This is a genomic window from Streptomyces flavovariabilis (assembly GCF_000725785.1).
In the GTDB taxonomy this organism is placed as follows: domain Bacteria; phylum Actinomycetota; class Actinomycetes; order Streptomycetales; family Streptomycetaceae; genus Streptomyces; species Streptomyces hawaiiensis.
In genome coordinates this window covers 13,965-31,039 of sequence record NZ_JNXD01000023.1, presented here as the reverse complement: position 1 = coordinate 31,039, position 17,075 = coordinate 13,965, and the positions used below count along the sequence as shown (strand labels likewise).

The window sequence follows — 17,075 nt, the reverse complement described above, 5'->3', positions numbered from 1 at the left end:
ACAGCATGACCACCAAGTCCACCCTGCAGTCCGTGCCTGCCCTGGGGACGCACCCGGCCTCCGGCTCGAACCCGAGCCGAGCCGAGACCAGGGAGCAGCTTTCCAAGGCGTCGTACGACCTTCTCGTGATCGGCGGCGGCATCCTGGGCATCTCCACCGCCTGGCACGCCGCGCAGTCCGGCCTCAGGGTGGCTCTGGTCGACGCCGGCGACTTCGCCGGTGCCACGTCCTCCGCCTCCTCCAAGCTGCTCCACGGCGGTCTGCGCTACCTGCAGACCGGCGCGGTGAAGCTGGTTGCGGAGAACCACTTCGAGCGCCGTGCGGTCTCCCGTCAGGTGGCTCCCCACCTGGCGAACCCGCTCACCTTCTACCTCCCCGTGTACAAGGGCGGGCCGCACGGCGCGGCGAAGCTCGGCGCGGGCGTCTTCGCCTACTCCGCGCTCTCCGCGTTCGGTGACGGCGTCGGGCACCTGCTCTCGCCGGCCAGGGCCGCCCAGGACGTGCCGGAGCTGCGCACCGAGAATCTCAAGGCCGTGGCCGTCTACGGCGACGACCAGATGAACGACGCCCGCATGGCGCTGATGACGGTCCGCGGGGCCGTCGAGGCGGGTGCGGTCGTCCTCAACCACGCCGAGGTGACGGGCCTGCGCTTCACCCAGGGCCGCGTCACCGGCGCCGAGCTGAAGGACCGCCTGTCCGGCGACGAGTTCGGCGTCAGCGCCCGGCTCGTGCTGAACGCGACCGGCCCCTGGGTCGACCACCTGCGGAAGATGGAGAACCCGAACGCGGCGCCGTCCATCCGCCTGTCGAAGGGCGCGCACCTGGTCCTCAAGCGCACCTCCCCCTGGAAGGCCGCGCTCGCGACCCCGATCGACAAGTACCGCATCACCTTCGCCCTCCCGTGGGAGGACATGCTGCTGCTCGGCACCACCGACGAGGAGTTCGAGGGCGACCCGGCGGACGTCTCGGTCACCGAGCAGGACATATCCCAGATCCTCGACGAGGCCGCCTTCTCCGTCCGCGACCAGCAGCTGAGCCGCGACCTCATCACCTACTCCTTCGCGGGCCTGCGGGTACTGCCGGGCGGCCCCGGCGACACCTCCAAGGCCAAGCGGGAGACGGTCGTCACCGAGGGCCGGGGCGGCATGCTGTCCGTCGCGGGCGGCAAGTGGACGACCTTCCGCCACATCGGCCGGACGATCATGAAGAAGCTGGAGGCGCTGCCGGGCCACCCGCTGGGCGACGACTTCGAGCCGATCAGCGCACTGCCGAAGAGGCTGCCGCTGCCCGGCATCGCCAACCCGCGCGCGGTCGCCCACCGGCTGCTGACCGACCGCCCGGCGCCCGGCCCGCGCATGGGGGCCGACACGGCCAGGCACCTGGCCACGCACTACGGCTCGCTGGCCTTCGACATCGCCCGCCTGGCCAACGAGAGCCCCGAGCTCGCCGAGCGCGTCCACCCCGACGCCCCGGAGATCTGGGCGCAGGTCGTCTGGGCCCGGGACCACGAGTGGGCCGAGACGCAGGACGACGTGCTGCGCCGCCGCACGACGCTGACGATCCGCGGCCTCGCCACGGACGACGTCCGCGCCAGGGTGCAGGACGTGCTCGACAAGAAGTAGGCACGGGTACGGGGGACCCATTCCGCAAGGGGCGGCTCCACGCCGACGGAGCCGCCCCTTCCGCGTTCCCGCGCCCCCATAATGACCTGATACGTCGGAGGTCTTAAGCGCACAGGGAGGCCTGCCATGGCAGTAACCGACGAGGCGATCGAGAAGATCAAGGGGATGATCGTCTCCGGCGCGCTGCGCCCGGGCGACCGGCTGCCCAAGGAGAGCGAACTCGCCGCCGACCTCGGGCTGTCCCGCAACTCCCTGCGGGAGGCCGTGCGTGCCCTGTCGCTGATCCGGATCCTGGACGTACGGCAGGGCGACGGCACGTACGTCACCAGCCTCGACCCGCAACTGCTGCTGGAGGCGCTGAGTTTCGTCGTCGACTTCCACCGCGACGACACGGTCCTGGAGTTCCTGGCCGTACGCCGCATCCTGGAGCCGGCGGCGACCGCGATGGCGGCCGTGCGGATCAGCGAGCAGCAGCTGGACGCGCTGACGGCCCAGCTGGACAAGCTCGGCGACAACCCGTCCGTGGAGGATCTGGTCGCCTGCGACCTGGAGTTCCACCGGGGCATCGTGCACAGTTCGGGCAACTCCGTGCTGTGCTCGCTGCTCGACGGATTGTCGGGCCCCACCACCCGGGCCCGGATCTGGCGGGGCCTCACCCAGGAGGACGCCGTCGCCCGCACCCTGCGTGAGCACCGTGCGATCCTCGCCGCCCTGCGCGACCGGGACGCCGAGGCGGCGCGCTCGTGGGCGACCGTCCACATCGCGAGTGTGGAGCAGTGGCTGCGCTCCACGCTGTGACCAGGGCCTCACCGACTGCTCGGAGGGGTCCGGGGTGTTCAGGGGCGGATCGCGGGGCAGTGATGGGGGCACTCCCCCTGCAAGGGGGCTGCGGGCGCCCCCGCGGCACGCCGTAAGGTTGGGTGGTCAAGCGAGGGCACGTCGGAAGGAGGCGCTGGGTGATCGAGCTCGAGGGGGTTCCCGAGCTGATCGACCCGGTCATGGTGGCCGCGTTCGAGGGCTGGAACGACGCCGGCGACGCCGCCTCCACCGCGGTCGCGCATCTCGACAGGGAATGGAAGGGCGAGGTGTTCGCGGCGCTGGACGCCGAGGACTACTACGACTTCCAGGTCAACCGCCCCACGGTGTTCATGGAAGCGGGCGTCCGCAAGATCACCTGGCCCACGACCAGACTGTCGGTGGTCCGGGTCGGCGGTGAGAAGCCGCGCGATCTCGTCCTCGTCCGGGGCATCGAACCGTCCATGCGGTGGCGGTCGTTCTGCAACGAACTGCTCGGCTTCGCGCACGAGCTGGGCGTGGAACTGGTGGTCGTCCTGGGCGCCCTGCTCGGCGACACCCCGCACACCCGTCCGGTTCCCATCAGCGGTACGACGTCCGACCCGGACCTGGCCCGCCGCATGGACCTGGAGGAGACCAAGTACGAGGGCCCCACGGGCATCGTCGGCGTCCTCCAGGAGGCGTGCACGCACGCGGGCGTCCCGGCCGTCTCGCTGTGGGCGGCGGTGCCGCACTACGTGTCGCAGCCGCCGAACCCGAAGGCCACGCTGGCCCTGCTGAACCGCCTGGAGGACCTGATCGACGTGCGCATCCCGCTGGGCGAGCTGCCCGAGGACGCGCGCGCCTGGCAGGTCGGCGTGGACCAGCTGGCCGCCGAGGACAGCGAGGTCGCCGAGTACGTCCAGTCACTGGAGGAGGCCCGGGACACCGCCGAGCTGCCGGAGGCGTCCGGCGAGGCGATCGCCCGGGAGTTCGAGCGCTATCTGCGGCGCCACGACGGCGGCGGACCGCCCGCGGCCGGCGGTCACGCCACGGCGGACGGCAGCGACAGCACGTCGTACCTGCGGGACAACCCCAGCGGCCGCACGCGCCCGCCGAAGCCGCCGAAGCCGGGCACGGACGACGACGAGTCGTCGGAGGACTGAGACACTCCACGGACGCCTGAGGGGCGTCTCCCGGCCGGGAGACGCCCCTCAGTCTGCTTCCCGGCTACAGCGCTACGCCCAGCAGCGCGTCCACCGCCCGGGAGACCACCCCGGGCGCGCCGATGTCCGTGCCGCCGCTCCGCTCCTGGAGCGCGGCCCAGCGGTCGACCGCGGTGAGCGCGGCCGGGGCGTCCAGGTCGTTCGCGAGGGCCTCGCGGATCTCCTCCACGAGCGCCTCCGCCGGCGGCCCGTCGGGCCGGGACACGGCGGCCCGCCAGCGGCCGAGCCGTGCCACGGCGTCCTGGAGGACCTGGTCGGTCCACTCCCAGTCGGCGCGGTAGTGGTGGGCGAGCAGCGCGAGCCGGATGGCGACCGGGTCGACGCCGTCGTGCCGCAGCCTGGAGACGAAGACCAGGTTGCCCTTGGACTTGGACATCTTCTCGCCGTCCAGGGCGACCATGCCGGCGTGCACGTACGCCTTGGCCATGGGGAACTCGCCGGTGAGGGCCTGGGCGTGCGAGGCGCCCATCTCGTGGTGCGGGAAGGCCAGGTCGGAGCCGCCGCCCTGGATGTCGAAGCCCATGCCGAGGTGGTCGAGGGCGATGGCCACGCACTCGATGTGCCAGCCGGGCCGTCCGCGCCCGAGCGAGCCGCCGTCCCAGCTGGGCTCGCCCTCGCGGGCCGCCATCCACAGCATGGGGTCGAGGGGATTCTTCTTGCCGGGACGGTCCGGGTCGCCGCCGCGCTCGGCGGACAGCATCCGCATCGCCGCGGCGTCCAGGTTCGAGACCTTGCCGAAGTGCGGGTCGGACTCGACGGAGAAGTAGACGTCCCCGTCCAGTTCGTAGGCCGCGCCGGCGTCCCGGAGCCGCTCGACGAGCGGGACGATCCCGGGTATGGCCTCGACGGCGCCTATGTACTGCCGCGGCGGCAGCATCCGCAGGGCCGTCATGTCCTCGCGGAAGAGGGCCGTCTCCTTCTCGGCGAGCGCGGCCCAGTCGAGGCCGTCGCGCTGTGCCCGCTCCAGGAGCGGGTCGTCGACGTCGGTGACGTTCTGGACGTAGTGAACCTGCCGCTTGGTGTCGAGCCACACGCGCTGCACGAGGTCGAACGCGTTGTAGGTCGCCGCGTGTCCCAGGTGCGTGGCGTCGTACGGGGTGATGCCACAGACGTAGATACGGGCGACGGGACCGGGGTCGAGGGTGACGAGACCGCCGGTCGCGGTGTCGTGGATCCTCAGGTCGCGGCCCTGACCAGGCAGGGCGGGGACCTCGGAAGCGGGCCAGGCATGCATGCCCTGAGCCTAACCGGACTGAAGTTCCATATACGAATGGGAGCGGGTCACTCGGCCGAGAAGGCGCTCTTGCGGCGATCCGGCGACTGTGCTGCTATACGGGCGGCCAGGGAATCGCCGGCCACTCCCCGCTGGGCTCGGGGTGGGTCCCCGAGGCGAGCAGCGCGCCGACTCGCGCGCGGGTGGCGTCGATCTCCGCTCCGGTGATCAGCGGTTCGAGCCGCGCGGTGAGCGTCCCGCCCTCTGCCAGGTCCTTCCTGAGGCCTTCGAGGACGTCGGCGGCCTCCTGGGTGAGGGGTTCCCCCGCCCATCCCCACAGCAGGGTCCGCAGCTTGTTCTCGGCGTTGAAGGTCACCCCGTGGTCGATGCCGAACAACCGCCCGTCCCCGGTGGGGAGCAGGTGCCCGCCCTTGCGGTCGGCGTTGTTGATCACCGCGTCGAGGACCGCGAGCCGCCGCAGCCGTTCGTCGTCGGCGTGCACGAGCAGCGCGGTGCGTCCCTCGCCCACCTCGGCGAAGCCGATCGCCTTCCAGCCCGGCTCGGGTTCCTCGCCGTCGACCAGGGCGAGCAGCTCCGCCTCGGGCACCACCTCGACCCACAGCTGGCACATGCCCTCGCCGTAGGGGCCGTCGCGCAGCACGGTGGGCGGCACGAGGCCCCAGCCGGTCGCCTCGGAGACCTCGTACGCGGCGACCTCGCGCTGGGCCAGCGTCCCGTCGGGGAAGTCCCACAGGGGCCGCTCCCCCGCGACCGGCTTGTAGATGCAGGCCGCTTCCTCGCCGTCGTAGGACACCGTGCAGTACAGGGCCGCGTTGGAGGCCTCACGGATGCGTCCGCGCACGGTCAGGTCGCCCCGGGCGAGCAGCTCGGCGGTGTTCGGAGGAGGTGTCACGCTCCGCGGCGGTATCCGTTCTGGCGCGGACATACGTGTCCTTCCGGGTCGAGCGGGAGGCTGCACAGCGGGCACGGCGGCCGCCCGGCGTTGACGACGTCGAGTGCGCGCTTGGCGAAGGCCCTGGCCTGCGCGCCGGTGAGCCGGACCCGCAGCATCGGGGGCCCGTTCTCCTCGTCCTGGAGCAGCCGCTCCTCGGCCTCGGCGAGGTCCTCCTCGGATTCCGCGTCGAGCTCCACGAGCGCCTGCGCCTCGACGATCATGAGCTGCTCGTCGCTGTCCCAGGCGAGCGCCATGGTGCCGACCCGGAACTCCTCCTCGATGGGGGTGTCCAGCGGGGCGGTGTCGGTGTCCGACGGTGCGACGGCGGGGACGTGGGCGCTGCCGCCGGTACGGCGTACGACCTCGTCGAGCAGTTCGTCCATGCGTTCGGCGAGCGCGGCGACCTGGGTCTTCTCCAGGCCCACGCTGGTCACCCGGGAGCCGGCGGAGGCCTGGAGGAAGAACGAACGGCGCCCGGGCAGTCCGACCGTACCGGCTACGAAACGCTCCGGATGGTCGTAGAGGAACACCTGACGGGACACGTCCTGTCTCCATTGGAATCGTGGGAACCGTGTGACCACGGCACTGCTGCGACCGCTTCACCCTACTGCGGCGAACGATCACGGTGCGCCCGCACCACCCCCGACTTCGGCCTCGCCGCCCGGCGGTTCCTCGCGCGGCACGAGGGTCGTGAAGTCGCCGGTGTCGCCGAGCCGGACGAGAAAAGGCCTCAGTCGTGTGTAGCGGATCGCGGTGATGGAACACGGTTCGACGGAAATCCGCTGGAAGAGGTCCAAGTGAAGTCCGAGTGCGTCCGCGACGAGCGACTTGATGACGTCGCCGTGCGAGCACATGAGGTAGACGGCGTCGGCTCCATGGTCGCGCTCCACGCGCGCGTTCCACTCGCGTACGGCCTCGGCGGCGCGGGTCTGCATGGCCCGCATGGACTCCCCGTCGGGGAACGCCGCCGCGGAGGGGTGCGTCTGCACCACCTCCATCAGGGGCTCGTCCTTCAGCTCGGCGAGCTTGCGGCCGGACCAGTCGCCGTAGTGGCACTCGCCGATGCGCTCGTCGGTGTGCGGGCTCAGTTCCGGCCTGGCCTCGAGCAGCGGCCGGATCGTTTCCCGGCAGCGCTGGAGCGGGCTCGTGACGATTTCGGCGAGGGGCAGTGCGGCCAGCCGCCCGGGGAGGGCGGCGGCCTGCGCGGCGCCGCGCTCGTCGAGGGCGACACCGGGCGTCCAGCCGGCGAGCAGTCCCTCCGTATTGGCGGTGGAGCGTCCGTGCCTGACCAGGATCAGCGTGGGCATGCGCTCCAGCGTAGGCGCACGCGCGCGTGTGGTGTCGTTCGAGTGACGGGAGACTCGCTTCGTGATCGTCGACTGTGCCATCTACCGCGACGGACAACGGACGGAGGGGCCCGAGGACCTCTCCGACGCCCTGGGTGAGGCCCGCACGGCGGGCGGGTTCGTGTGGATCGGGCTGCACGAGCCGACGGAGAGCGAATTCGATCATGTGACCCGGGAGTTCGGGCTGCACCCGCTGGCCGTCGAGGACGCCCTCAAGGCCCACCAGCGGCCCAAGCTGGAGGTGTACGACGACTCGCTCTTCGTGGTGCTCAAGCCGGTGGCGTACGAGCCGCAGAGCGACACCGTCTCCTCCGGCGAGATCATGATCTTCCTGGGTGACTCCTTCGTGGTGACCGTCCGGCACGGCGAGGGCGCCGCCCTCAAGGCCGTGCGCCACCGGCTGGAGCAGGAGCCCGAGCTGCTCGGCAAAGGCCCCACGGCCGTGCTGTACGCGGTCGCCGACGCCACCGTCGACCACTATCTGGACGTGGCGGCCGAGTTGCAGGCCGACCTGGAGGGTCTCGAGGCGGAGGTGTTCTCGCCGGACGGCGGGGGCTCACGGAACACGGCGTCCCGGATCTACGACTTCAAGCGGCAGGTCCTGGAGTTCCGCCGGGCGACCGGGCCGCTGGCCCTGCCGATGAGCCGGCTGGGGGGCACGGCACTGCACGGTGTGGCGGTGCCGTTCGTGGACGACCGGGCCCAGCCGTTCTTCCGCGACGTCAGCGACCACCTCACGCGCGTGAACGAGTCCGTGGAGAACCTGGACCGGCTGGTGTCGGACATCCTCTCGGCGCATCTGGCGCAGATGAGCGTCCGGCAGAACGACGACATGCGGAAGATCTCCGCGTGGGCGGCCATGGCCGCGATCCCCACGATGCTCGCGGGGGTCTACGGCATGAACTTCGACCACATGCCCGAGCTGCGCTGGGTCTGGTCCTACCCGGCGCTGATCGCCCTGATGGCCGTCCTGGAGGTGATGGTCTTCCGGCTGTTCAAGCACCGCGGGTGGTTGTAGCCGGGCCGGCTCAGGCGAACTCGGGTTCCGGGGTCGCGGGACCGCCGAGGGCGTTGCGGCGCTCGGGCGCCGTCAGCGACACCATCCGGCGCCAGCCGCCCATGCGCTCGTAGGCGTACACCGCGTGGATGCCCGCCGCGAGGACCGCCGACCTGGCCTTGGACCAGCCGAGGATGCGGCCCATGTGCGCCATGACGGCGAGGCTGACGTCCCGGTAGATCCGGATCTCGGCGAGCGCGCTCTCGCGCAGGGTGCGCTGGATGTCCCGGCCGTGGCCCGCGTAGGCGAAGCGCAGCAGTTCCTCGTGGCAGTAGGCGAGGTGGTTGTCCTCGTCGTTGGAGATCTGCCTGACCGCGCGGCCGATGCCGGGGTGGTCGGCGAAGTGCTTGCGGAGCAGGTCCATCTGCTCGGAGGCGCGCTGCTCGGTGACTCTGCTGTGCGAGAGGTAGGTGACGATGTCCTGGACCGTGAGCCGCTCGTCGCGCCTCAGCTGCTCGTGAGCGAGGCCGATGCCGTTCTTCTCCAGGAGCATGGTGTAGTCGGTCTCCGGCGGGACCGGGACGGGGTCGAGACCGCGCTTCTTCATCAGGGCGTTGAAGATCCGGCCGTGCTTGTCCTCGTCGGCGCCGTGCCGGCTGATCTTGGGGGCGAGTTCACGCTCGGCCTCGGGCACGAGCGCGGCGATACGGGCGTTCTCCCAGCCGCCTTGGGACTCACCGCTCGCGGCGATGGAGCAGAACAGGGCGAAGGACTCGTCGTTGTCGAGGATCTCCTGGAACAGACTCTTGGCCGAAAGCATCGTGGGCACCTCTCCCGCGCGCGTGGGCGTACTGCAGCATTCCGCAGGTCTCCGCGAAGAACGAGTCAAGTGCGGGGTGGAGGGCGCTGCAACAGGTGTGCGCGACAACTCCGCCGAATGGAGGACACGGGGGCGCGTGTGCCGGGCCCGGCCCGGACGCTCCGCCGTAACCACCGGGGACCCCGGCGCGTTGTTCCGCGTGACGGCCGTGGCGGGGAAGACCCCCGAGCCCCCACCACGGCCGCTGAAACCTCTCGGGCCTGTCCGATGAACCGCCACGGGCCCCTCCTCGCAGAGCTCGGCGAAGTGCGGGGCGTCGTGGGCCGGCGGACTTCGCGGGAAGCTGCTAGGCGAGCCCGGCGCGTTCCAGGGCCTCCGTGCCGGCCCTCAGGGACGTGAGCCGCTCGTCGAGCGTGAAGCCCGCCGGCGCGAGGGACAGGGTGGTGACTCCGGCCGCGGCGTAGGCCTTCATCCGGTCCGCGATCCGGTCCACGGAACCGAGCAGGGCCGTCTTGTCGATCAGGTCGTGCGGCACGGCGGCCGCGGCGCCCTGCTTGTCGCCGGAGAGGTACTTGCTCTGGATCTCGGCGGCTTCCCGCTCGTAGCCCATGCGCTGGGCGAGCTGGTTGTAGAAGTTCTGCTTGGGGCTGCCCATGCCGCCGACGTACAGCGCGGTGTAGGGGCGGAAGGTGTCGGCGAGCGTGGCCACGTCCTTGTCGTCGCCGACGGCGAGCGGCAGGGTCGGGCAGACGTCGAACCCGTCGAGGTTCTTGCCGGCCTTCTCGCGCCCGGCGCGCAGGTACTTGATCGTCGTGTCCTCGAGGTGCTCGGCGGACGGGAAGATCAGCAGGGCACCGTCGGCGATCTCGCCGGTCTGCTCGAGGTTCTTCGGCCCGATCGCGGCGATGTACAGCGGGATGTGCTCGCGCTGCGGGTGCACGGTCAGCTTGAGCGGCTTGCCCGGGCCGCCGGGCAGGGGCAGCGTCCAGTGCTGCCCCTCGTAGGACAGACGCTCGCGGGTCATGGCCTTGCGGACGATCTCGACGTACTCACGGGTGCGGGCGAGCGGCTTGTCGAACTTGACGCCGTACCAGCCCTCGGAGACCTGCGGGCCGGAGACGCCGAGACCGAGACGGAAGCGGCCGCCGGAGAGGGAGTCGAGGGTGGCGGCCGTCATAGCCGTCATCGCGGGCTGGCGGGCCGGGATCTGGAAGATGGCGGAGCCGACGTCGATGCGCTCGGTCTGGGCGGCGACCCAGCTCAGTACGGTGGCGGCGTCGGAGCCGTAGGCCTCGGCGGCCCAGCAGACGGCGTATCCGAGCCGGTCGGCCTCCTGGGCGACGGCCAGGTTGTCCGCGTCCATTCCGGCACCCCAGTAGCCGAGGTTGATACCGAGCTGCATGCCGCATCCCCTTACTGATCAGTAACGTGCCTTGTGCGGGCACCTTAGCGCGGGCACGGGGGCGGGGTACACGGCCACACCTCGATCCACTCTTCAGATTCGTGAACAAGAATCAAGGACGCGACCATTGACGCGTGCACGGCAAGTTCGTACGTTCGCTGGAAAGCGCTTTCCATCACCCACCTTCCGCAGACGAACGGAGAGGCAAGGATGAAGCGAGCACTCCCCCTAAGGCTCCACGCGGCACTGGCCACGATGGCCCTCGCCGCCGCGACCGGCACGCTCGTGTCGATGCCCGAGGCATCGGCGGCGACCGGCAGCGCCACCGGCTACGCGGCGCAGAACGGCGGAACCACCGGCGGCGCCGGAGGCAGCACCGTCCGGGCGACGACGGGAACGGCGATACACCAGGCCCTGTGCGGCCGGGCGAGCACCAGCACCCCGATCATCATCGAGGTCACCGGAACCATCAACCACGCCAACACCAAGAAGGTCTCCGGCAGCAGCTGCGACACCGCCGACGGCGTGATCGAGCTCAAGAAGGTCAGCAACGTGACCCTCGTCGGAGTCGGCGGTGGCGCCGTCTTCGACCAACTGGGCATCCACATCCGCGAATCGAAGAACATCATCATCCAGAACGTGACCGTCCGGAACGTCAAGAAGTCGGGCTCCCCGACGTCCAACGGCGGGGACGCCATCGGTATCGAGCGCAACGTCCGCAACGTCTGGATCGACCACACCACCCTGGAGGCCTCGGGCGGCGAGTCGGAGGGCTTCGACGGCCTGTTCGACCTCAAGGACAACACCCAGTACGTGACTCTGTCCTACAGCGTCCTGCGCAACTCCGGCCGGGGCGGCCTGGTCGGGAACAGCGAGAGCGACCGGTCGAACGGCTACATCACGTACCACCACAACCGGTACGAGAACATCGACTCCCGCGCCCCGCTGCTGCGCGGCGGCATCGCGCACATATACAACAACCATTACGTGCGCCTCAACGAGTCCGGCATCAACTCCCGGGCCGGCGCCCGCGCCAAGGTGGACAACAACTACTTCGAGGGCTCCAAGGACGTCCTCGGCACCTTCTACACCGACGAGGCGGGCTACTGGCAGGTCGGCGGCAACGTCTTCGACAACGTGACCTGGTCCCGCCCGGGCAGCGAGAACCACCCGGCCGGCCCCGACCCGAAGTCGAACACCACCGTCACCCTCCCCTACTCGTTCACCCCGGACGCCGCCGGGTGCGTGCCGGCCATCGTGAACCGAACGGCGGGCGCCGGCAAGGGCCTTCAGGTGTCGGACGGCAAGTGCTAGCAATCGGTGGTCCGCAGCCACCCACACCGTAGGTTCTGGCCAGTAATCTCGGCGTTCATGGAGCAGAGGCATCTCGGCCACACCGGCCTTCGTGTGTCCCGGATCGGGCTCGGCACCCTGACCTGGGGGCGGGACACCGACGAGCACGACGCCGCGGACCTGATGAAGACGTTCTGGGAAGCAGGCGGGACCCTCGTCGACACCGCGGACGTGTACGGCGACGGTGAGGCCGAGTACCTGCTCGGCAAGCTCATGGACGGGCTGGTGCCCCGTCGTGACCTGATCATCTCGACCAAGGCCGGCAGCGTGCCGGACCCCGACCGCCGCTTCGACTGCTCCCGCGGCCATCTGCTCTCCGCGCTGGACGGTTCGCTCTCCCGGCTCGGCACCGACTACGTCGACCTGTGGCATGTGCACGCGTTCGACCCGGACACCCCGCTGGAGGAGACGCTCCAGGCTCTCGACCTGGCAGTCTCCAGCGGGCGTGCCCGCTATGCCGCCGTCTCCAACTTCTGCGGCTGGCAGCTGGCCAGGTCCGCGACCTGGCAGCTGGCGGCTCCCGGGACCCGCACCCGCCTGGCCGGTACGCAGCTGGAGTACTCCCTGCTCCAGCGCGGTGTCGAGCGGGAGGTGCTGCCGGCCGCGCTCGATCTGGGCATAGGCCTGCTGCCGTCCTCGCCGCTCGGGCGCGGGGTGCTGACGGGCAAGTACCGGGGCGACACGATGCCGCCGGACTCGCGCGGAGCGTCGGAGCACCTCGCGCCGTTCGTCGCGCCGTACCTCGACGAGACGGCGAGCCGCATCGTGGACGCCGTGGCGACCGCGGCCGACGGGCTGGCGGTGACGCCGCTCCAGGTGGCCCTTGCGTGGGTCCGCGACCGGCCCGGCGTGGCCGCCCCGATCGTCGGCGCGCGCAACGCGCAGCAGCTCACGGCGGCATTGTCAGTGGAGACCCTTAGTCTTCCTGACGAGATCTGCCGGGCGCTCGACGATGTGTCGGCGCCCGTGCACCGCTATCCCGATCACGACTGGAGCACGCTGTGAGCACGGAGCCCGAGACCACGGAGGACGCCGAGCCGGGGACGCCGGGCGCCGACAGCACACCGGGGCCGGCCGACCGGGCCGGGACTGGTGAGGCCGACACCGGGCAGGAGCCCGCCGCCGAGGGCGGTGACGCCGGCGCCGGGCAGACCTCCGACGCCGAGAGCACTGAAGCGGTCACCGAGCAGGCGCCCGGCGCCCAGAGCGCCGAAGCCGGCGCCGGGCAGACCTCCGACGCCGAGAGCGCTGAAGCCGGCGCCGGGCAGGTGTCCGAGGCCGAGGCCGAGCTGCGGGCTCAGCAGGCCGAGCGGGAGCGCATCGAGCAGCGCAAGGCCGAGAAGAAGGCGCCGATCGAGAGCGGCACCAAGCTGAGCGGCAAGGCCGCCGATCTGCTCGCGGCCGTACGGGCCGTCGAGAGCGGCGAGAAGCCGGTGGCCACGGTGTTCGAAGAGCCCCGGCCCGCCGCCCGGCGCTCCGCCCCCGAGCCGGAACGGCGGCCGCGGCCCATGGCACCCGAGCCTGTCGCGTCCCCGGCGGCACCCGCGCCGGAGGCGGTCCAAGCCGTGCGGCAGGTGCTCGCGGAGGGCGGCGCCCCGGAGGCGCTCGCGCCGCAGATCACCGCCGTACTGGGCGAGGGCGCGGACGAACAGCTGCGCGCCGACCCCTGGCAGTTGCTGCGGATCCCCGGCGTGCGCCCCGAGCAGGCCGACGGTTTCGCCCGGGCCCTGCTCGGCGCCGAGTGCGGCCCGGACGACGAGCGGCGGGGCCGGGCCCTCACCGGCTGGCTCCTGGAGCAGGCGGCCCTGGCCGGGCACACCGCCCTGGAGATGCCGGCCCTCCTCGCGGCCCTGGCCCAGCGGGGCGTGCCGGAGCCCGACAGCGCCGTGCGGGACGCGATCGCGGAGGGTGAGGCACTGGTCTTCCAGGACGCCCTGGAGGTGAAGGCCGGTGCCCCGGCCCGGAGCGACGAGGAAGGCGCGGAGGAGGACGAGGAGCGGCCGGTGCGTGTCCTGGTCGGGCTGGAGCGGTACGCGCTGGCGGAGGAGAGCCTGGCCGACGGCCTGGCCCGGCTGGTCAATTCGGTGCCCAAGCAGGACGGTTCGGCCGAGGACTGGGAGCGGGCCGCCGCCGCGGCCCAGGGTTCGACGGCGGAGCTGATCCGCGCGGTCGCCGGCCAGGGCCTGGTGCTGCACACCGGCGGGGAGGCGTCCCTGGCCGAGCCCGCGGCCCTGCTGAACGCCGCGCGGTCCCTCGGGCTGCGGGCCTGGGCGGCCACGCACGGCCCGATCGGCCGCAACCGTTTCGCGGCCCTGCTGCGGCGGTCCGGCCAGGCGGCGGACGTCTCCGAGCGAGCTGACGAGACTCCCGCCGAGTACCCCGTCGCCACTGTCTCCGGACTGCTCGCCGGCCTCGAAGGGCCCGGCCGGGACGCGGACGGGGCCCTCGATCTCGATCTGCTCGTCGTGCTCGACGCGCCCCAGCTGGATGTCGAGGCGGCGGCTCTGCTGACGGAGTCGCTGCCCGACGGGGCACGGCTGGTGCTGGCGGGGGATCCGGCGGTGCTGTGGTCCGTGGGGCCGGGGCGGGTGTTCGCGGATCTGCTCGCGGCGCGGATCTGCCCCCAGGTGGCCTCGCGACGGCCGGATCCGGGGCCGCTGGGCGAGCTGGTCTCCGGGATCGGCATCGGCGAGCTGAACCAGGTCGAGGCCCCCGGCAAGGAGGTCGTGATCGTGCCCGTGCGGGACGCGGGCGAGGCCGTGCACCGGACGGTGCAGCTCGTCGTGGACTCGGTGCCGCGGGCGATCGGCGTACCGGCCGAGGAGACCCAGGTGATCACCCCCGGGCACGGCGGGGCCGTCGGCACGCGTGCGCTCAACGCGGCGCTGAAGGAACGGCTCAATCCCGGCCCGGGCCGCTTCGGCGGCTTCGACCCCGGTGACCGGATCGTCCACTCCCCCGTGCCGGGGCGTGCGCTGCAGGGCCGTGTAGTGACGGCGGACGGCGAGGGGCTGCACCTGTCGTGCGAGGGCGAGACCGTCGTCGTGCCGAGGGAGCGGGTGGAGCAGTCCGTGCGGCACGGGTGGGCGCTGACCGCGCACCAGGCCGTGGGGAGCCGGTGGCCAGCGGTGGTCGTGGTGCTGCCGGGCGATGCGGCCCAGGCGCTCAGCCGGCCATGGGTGTACACGGCGTTCGGGCGGGCCGACCGGCATCTGTCCGTGGTGCACGGGGTGGAGCAGGCGCTTGCCCGGGCCGTGGCCGAGATTCCCGCGAAGCCGCGGACGACCCGGCTTCCGGTGCTGCTCGCGCCGCAGGTCAGCGGCGCGTGACGGGGGTGGTGGTCAAGGGCCCTGGCCCTTGACCACCACCCCCGTGGTCGCCGGCGTGCGCCGCTCAGCGGCGGTCGGCGTCCAGCGGCTCCAGGTCCTCGTCCTCGTCCAGGTCGCCCTCGAGATCGTCCCCGTCCTCGTCATCGTCGACGTCGTCGATCTCGTCGTCGAAGACGGCGCTGACGTCGAAGCGGCAGACCACCTGCTGCGGGTCGACCTGTTCGAACGGTGCCTCCAGCCACTCGCCGGGCTCGGTTGGGTCGTCCGCCGCCGTCACCCAGAGCGTGGAGTCGCCCTCCTCCAGCCCGAACTCCTTGTGCCGGGAGGCGATCTCGTCGGGCTCGAACTCGCCGAACAGCAGCCCGAGCGCGCCGTGCACCGTCCCGGAGGCCGCGGCGCCGTCCTCGCCCTCCGCCGCCTCGATCCGCTGTGCCTGCGCCAGCAGTCGCTGCGGTTCGGCGACGGCGTAGTCGCGGCGGATCAGTACGCTCAGCGCGTTCGGTTCCTCGGGGCCCGTGTACGGGGGCAGCGCGTCCTCCGCACCGGGGATCTCGAAGGGCGTGACCTCGTCGTAGCGGTCGTAGAGCAGTTCGTCGTACACCTCTGCGGCCGCGGCCAGCTGGTTGAACGCCTCGTAGACGGCCGGGTCGTCCTCTCCCGACCTGCGTTCGACCGCGGCCAGGTGGCGGTCGAGCGCGGTCTTGACCGCCTCGGCGGCGGCGCGTACCTCGGCAGCGGTGGGCTGCGCAGCATCAGACATAGTGCAGACGCTATCCGTACCGGGCCCCAGCCCGCACAATAGATGCGATGCCGGAATACGAATTTGTCGACGTGTACGTTCCGCGCGGGGTCTCCCGCAAGGAAACGGCACGTCTGCTGACGGACCACGCGGAGTACGGACACTGGGAGTTGCACCGTCTGAGCCTGCTGCGCGACGGCAGCCGCAAGGTGCGGTTGCGTCGGCGGATCATCCGCCAGGTGCGGGCCACGTGGTGAGCGGAGACGGGCACTGAAAGAAGGCACATCACGGAGCGGGCCCCGCGTCGGCGGGGCCCGCTCCGTTTTGCGTGAGGGTGTCAGGCCGAGGCGCGCGCCTTGCGGTAGAGGATCGCGCCCGCGAGCAACGCGCCCGCGCCGGCCGGGAGGGCGAAGCCGAGGGGCAGGTCGCTGCCGGTGCTGGCGAGCTGGGAGTCCCCCTCGGGCTGGGTGACGAACTGGCCGCCCGGCTTGTTGCCGTGCGAGGAGCCGCCCGGGGCCTCGCCATCGGTGGAGGGCGGGGTGCCCGGGGTGCCGGGGTGACCGGGCTCACCCGGGGTGCCGGGGTGACCGGGCTCACCCGGGGTGCCGGGGTCACCGGGCTCACCCGGGGTGCCGGGGTCACCCGGGTTGCCGGGGTCACCCGGGTTGCCGGGGTTGCCGGGGTCACCCGGATGTCCGGGGTTCCCCGGGTCGCCCGGGTCACCGGGGTTGCCCGGATGGCCGGGGTCGCCCGGCTGCCCAGGGTTTTCGTGGCCGCCGCCGGGCGGGGTGCCGTGGTGGCCGCCGCCACCGTTCGAGCAGTCGTTGCCCGTACTGGGGTTGCCGACGCCGATGACGTCGACACTGTTGCCGCAGACGTTCACCGGCACGTGGACCGGCGCCTGGACGTGGTTGCCGGAGCCGACGCCGGGTGAGTCGGTGGCGTGTCCGCCCGCGTGCGAGCCACCCTTGCCGCCGTGTTCGCCGTATCCCCCCGACGACGATCCGCCGCCCTGGTTCGCACACGAGTTGCCCACCGACGGGTTGAGTACACCGACGACGTTGACCGTGTTCCCGCACACGTTGACCGGCGCGTGCACCGGCGCCTGCACCGAGTTTCCGGAGAGCACGCCGGGCGAGCCCGACGCCGAACCCTGGGCGCCCGAGTCGGCGTGAGCGGAGCCGCCCGCGGCGGCGATCACGCCGGTCGCGGCCGCCACGGTCATCAGACCCTTGCGGGTAGCCTGTCGCATTGCTGAATACCTGCCTTCGACCCTGTCTCGAATTCTTCTCGAATTCC

At 71.8% G+C, this 17,075-nt stretch carries 15 protein-coding genes and 1 pseudogene; 8 read left to right on the top strand and 8 right to left on the bottom strand.

Annotation, left to right across the window (positions count from 1 at the left end; translation table 11 throughout):
* Positions 1-5: 5 nt before the first annotated feature.
* The 3 genes from IO24_RS0132235 (at position 6) to IO24_RS0132225 (ending at position 3,562) form a co-directional block, all read left to right on the top strand.
* Positions 6-1,622: a glycerol-3-phosphate dehydrogenase/oxidase gene (locus tag IO24_RS0132235; RefSeq protein WP_031141889.1), complete on the top strand. Its 1,617-nt coding sequence runs from the start codon at positions 6-8 to the stop codon at positions 1,620-1,622.
* Between the two features lie 126 nt (positions 1,623-1,748).
* Positions 1,749-2,420: a FadR/GntR family transcriptional regulator gene (locus IO24_RS0132230; RefSeq protein WP_031141887.1), complete on the top strand. Its 672-nt coding sequence runs from the start codon at positions 1,749-1,751 to the stop codon at positions 2,418-2,420.
* Between the two features lie 158 nt (positions 2,421-2,578).
* A complete protein-coding gene (locus IO24_RS0132225) occupies positions 2,579-3,562 on the top strand; it encodes a PAC2 family protein (RefSeq protein ID WP_031141885.1) in 984 nt (327 codons plus the stop codon).
* A gap of 64 nt (positions 3,563-3,626) precedes the next feature.
* Here IO24_RS0132225 and mshC read toward each other — a convergent pair whose 3' ends face one another.
* The 4 genes from mshC to IO24_RS0132205 all read right to left on the bottom strand — a co-directional run bounded on the left by mshC (position 3,627) and on the right by IO24_RS0132205 (position 7,097).
* On the bottom strand, positions 3,627-4,856 hold the full coding sequence (mshC, locus tag IO24_RS0132220) for a cysteine--1-D-myo-inosityl 2-amino-2-deoxy-alpha-D-glucopyranoside ligase (protein WP_031141883.1): 1,230 nt from the start codon (positions 4,854-4,856) through the stop codon (positions 3,627-3,629).
* Positions 4,857-4,950: 94 nt separating this feature from the next.
* Entirely contained in the window at positions 4,951-5,781 is an 831-nt protein-coding gene (locus IO24_RS0132215; RefSeq protein WP_045296816.1) for an SCO1664 family protein, read from the bottom strand.
* A complete protein-coding gene (locus tag IO24_RS0132210) occupies positions 5,745-6,332 on the bottom strand; it encodes a DUF3090 domain-containing protein (RefSeq protein ID WP_031141878.1) in 588 nt (195 codons plus the stop codon). Before IO24_RS0132210 ends, IO24_RS0132215 begins: the two co-directional genes overlap by 37 nt.
* Positions 6,333-6,410: 78 nt before the next feature.
* Complete coding sequence (locus IO24_RS0132205) at positions 6,411-7,097, bottom strand: histidine phosphatase family protein (protein ID WP_031141876.1); 687 nt, start codon at positions 7,095-7,097, stop codon at positions 6,411-6,413.
* Positions 7,098-7,158: 61 nt separating this feature from the next.
* Between IO24_RS0132205 and IO24_RS0132200 the strand changes: the two genes are divergently transcribed.
* Positions 7,159-8,154 (top strand): magnesium and cobalt transport protein CorA, encoded by a 996-nt coding sequence (locus IO24_RS0132200; RefSeq protein WP_031141874.1) that lies wholly within the window; start codon positions 7,159-7,161, stop codon positions 8,152-8,154.
* A gap of 10 nt (positions 8,155-8,164) precedes the next feature.
* Here IO24_RS0132200 and IO24_RS0132195 read toward each other — a convergent pair whose 3' ends face one another.
* Together IO24_RS0132195 and IO24_RS0132190 are read right to left on the bottom strand one after the other, a co-directional pair.
* Positions 8,165-8,953 (bottom strand): hypothetical protein, encoded by a 789-nt coding sequence (locus IO24_RS0132195; RefSeq protein ID WP_031141872.1) that lies wholly within the window; start codon positions 8,951-8,953, stop codon positions 8,165-8,167.
* A gap of 346 nt (positions 8,954-9,299) precedes the next feature.
* Complete coding sequence (locus IO24_RS0132190; protein WP_031141870.1) at positions 9,300-10,355, bottom strand: LLM class F420-dependent oxidoreductase; 1,056 nt, start codon at positions 10,353-10,355, stop codon at positions 9,300-9,302.
* A gap of 210 nt (positions 10,356-10,565) precedes the next feature.
* On the opposite strand from IO24_RS0132190, the pseudogene IO24_RS0132185 reads away from it, so the two are divergent.
* From IO24_RS0132185 to IO24_RS0132175, 3 genes and pseudogenes are all read left to right on the top strand, one after another.
* A pseudogene (locus IO24_RS0132185) lies at positions 10,566-11,666 on the top strand (pectate lyase family protein); the annotation flags it as partial.
* A gap of 60 nt (positions 11,667-11,726) precedes the next feature.
* Positions 11,727-12,713, top strand: coding sequence for an aldo/keto reductase (locus IO24_RS0132180; protein ID WP_031141866.1), 987 nt, complete (start codon positions 11,727-11,729; stop codon positions 12,711-12,713).
* Positions 12,710-15,037, top strand: coding sequence for a helix-hairpin-helix domain-containing protein (locus tag IO24_RS0132175; protein ID WP_031141863.1), 2,328 nt, complete (start codon positions 12,710-12,712; stop codon positions 15,035-15,037). Before IO24_RS0132180 ends, IO24_RS0132175 begins: the two co-directional genes overlap by 4 nt.
* A gap of 64 nt (positions 15,038-15,101) precedes the next feature.
* Here IO24_RS0132175 and IO24_RS0132170 read toward each other — a convergent pair whose 3' ends face one another.
* The gene (locus tag IO24_RS0132170) at positions 15,102-15,797 is read right to left on the bottom strand and encodes a hypothetical protein (RefSeq protein ID WP_031141861.1); all 696 of its coding nucleotides are present in this window, start codon (positions 15,795-15,797) and stop codon (positions 15,102-15,104) included.
* Between the two features lie 47 nt (positions 15,798-15,844).
* On the opposite strand from IO24_RS0132170, the gene IO24_RS0132165 reads away from it, so the two are divergent.
* Positions 15,845-16,033, top strand: a complete 189-nt coding sequence (locus IO24_RS0132165) for a DUF5703 family protein (protein WP_010045410.1) — start codon at positions 15,845-15,847, stop codon at positions 16,031-16,033.
* 80 nt (positions 16,034-16,113) lie between these two features.
* Here the strand turns inward: IO24_RS0132165 and IO24_RS46060 are convergent, their stop codons facing one another.
* The gene (locus IO24_RS46060; RefSeq protein ID WP_031141857.1) at positions 16,114-17,028 is read right to left on the bottom strand and encodes a chaplin family protein; all 915 of its coding nucleotides are present in this window, start codon (positions 17,026-17,028) and stop codon (positions 16,114-16,116) included.
* Positions 17,029-17,075 lie beyond the last annotated feature (47 nt).

Bases quoted from the DNA above. Each gene is read 5' to 3' on its own strand.
- IO24_RS0132205 (WP_031141876.1), bottom strand. From the start codon at position 7,097: ATGCCCACGCTGATCCTGGTCAGGCACGGACGCTCCACCGCCAATACG.
- mshC (WP_031141883.1), bottom strand. From the start codon at position 4,856: ATGCATGCCTGGCCCGCTTCCGAGGTCCCCGCCCTGCCTGGTCAGGGC.
- IO24_RS0132195 (WP_031141872.1), bottom strand. From the start codon at position 8,953: ATGCTTTCGGCCAAGAGTCTGTTCCAGGAGATCCTCGACAACGACGAG.
- IO24_RS0132165 (WP_010045410.1), top strand. From the start codon at position 15,845: ATGCCGGAATACGAATTTGTCGACGTGTACGTTCCGCGCGGGGTCTCC.
- IO24_RS0132180 (WP_031141866.1), top strand. From the start codon at position 11,727: ATGGAGCAGAGGCATCTCGGCCACACCGGCCTTCGTGTGTCCCGGATC.
- IO24_RS46060 (WP_031141857.1), bottom strand. From the start codon at position 17,028: ATGCGACAGGCTACCCGCAAGGGTCTGATGACCGTGGCGGCCGCGACC.
- IO24_RS0132235 (WP_031141889.1), top strand. From the start codon at position 6: ATGACCACCAAGTCCACCCTGCAGTCCGTGCCTGCCCTGGGGACGCAC.
- IO24_RS0132170 (WP_031141861.1), bottom strand. From the start codon at position 15,797: ATGTCTGATGCTGCGCAGCCCACCGCTGCCGAGGTACGCGCCGCCGCC.
- IO24_RS0132215 (WP_045296816.1), bottom strand. From the start codon at position 5,781: ATGTCCGCGCCAGAACGGATACCGCCGCGGAGCGTGACACCTCCTCCG.
- IO24_RS0132230 (WP_031141887.1), top strand. From the start codon at position 1,749: ATGGCAGTAACCGACGAGGCGATCGAGAAGATCAAGGGGATGATCGTC.
- IO24_RS0132190 (WP_031141870.1), bottom strand. From the start codon at position 10,355: ATGCAGCTCGGTATCAACCTCGGCTACTGGGGTGCCGGAATGGACGCG.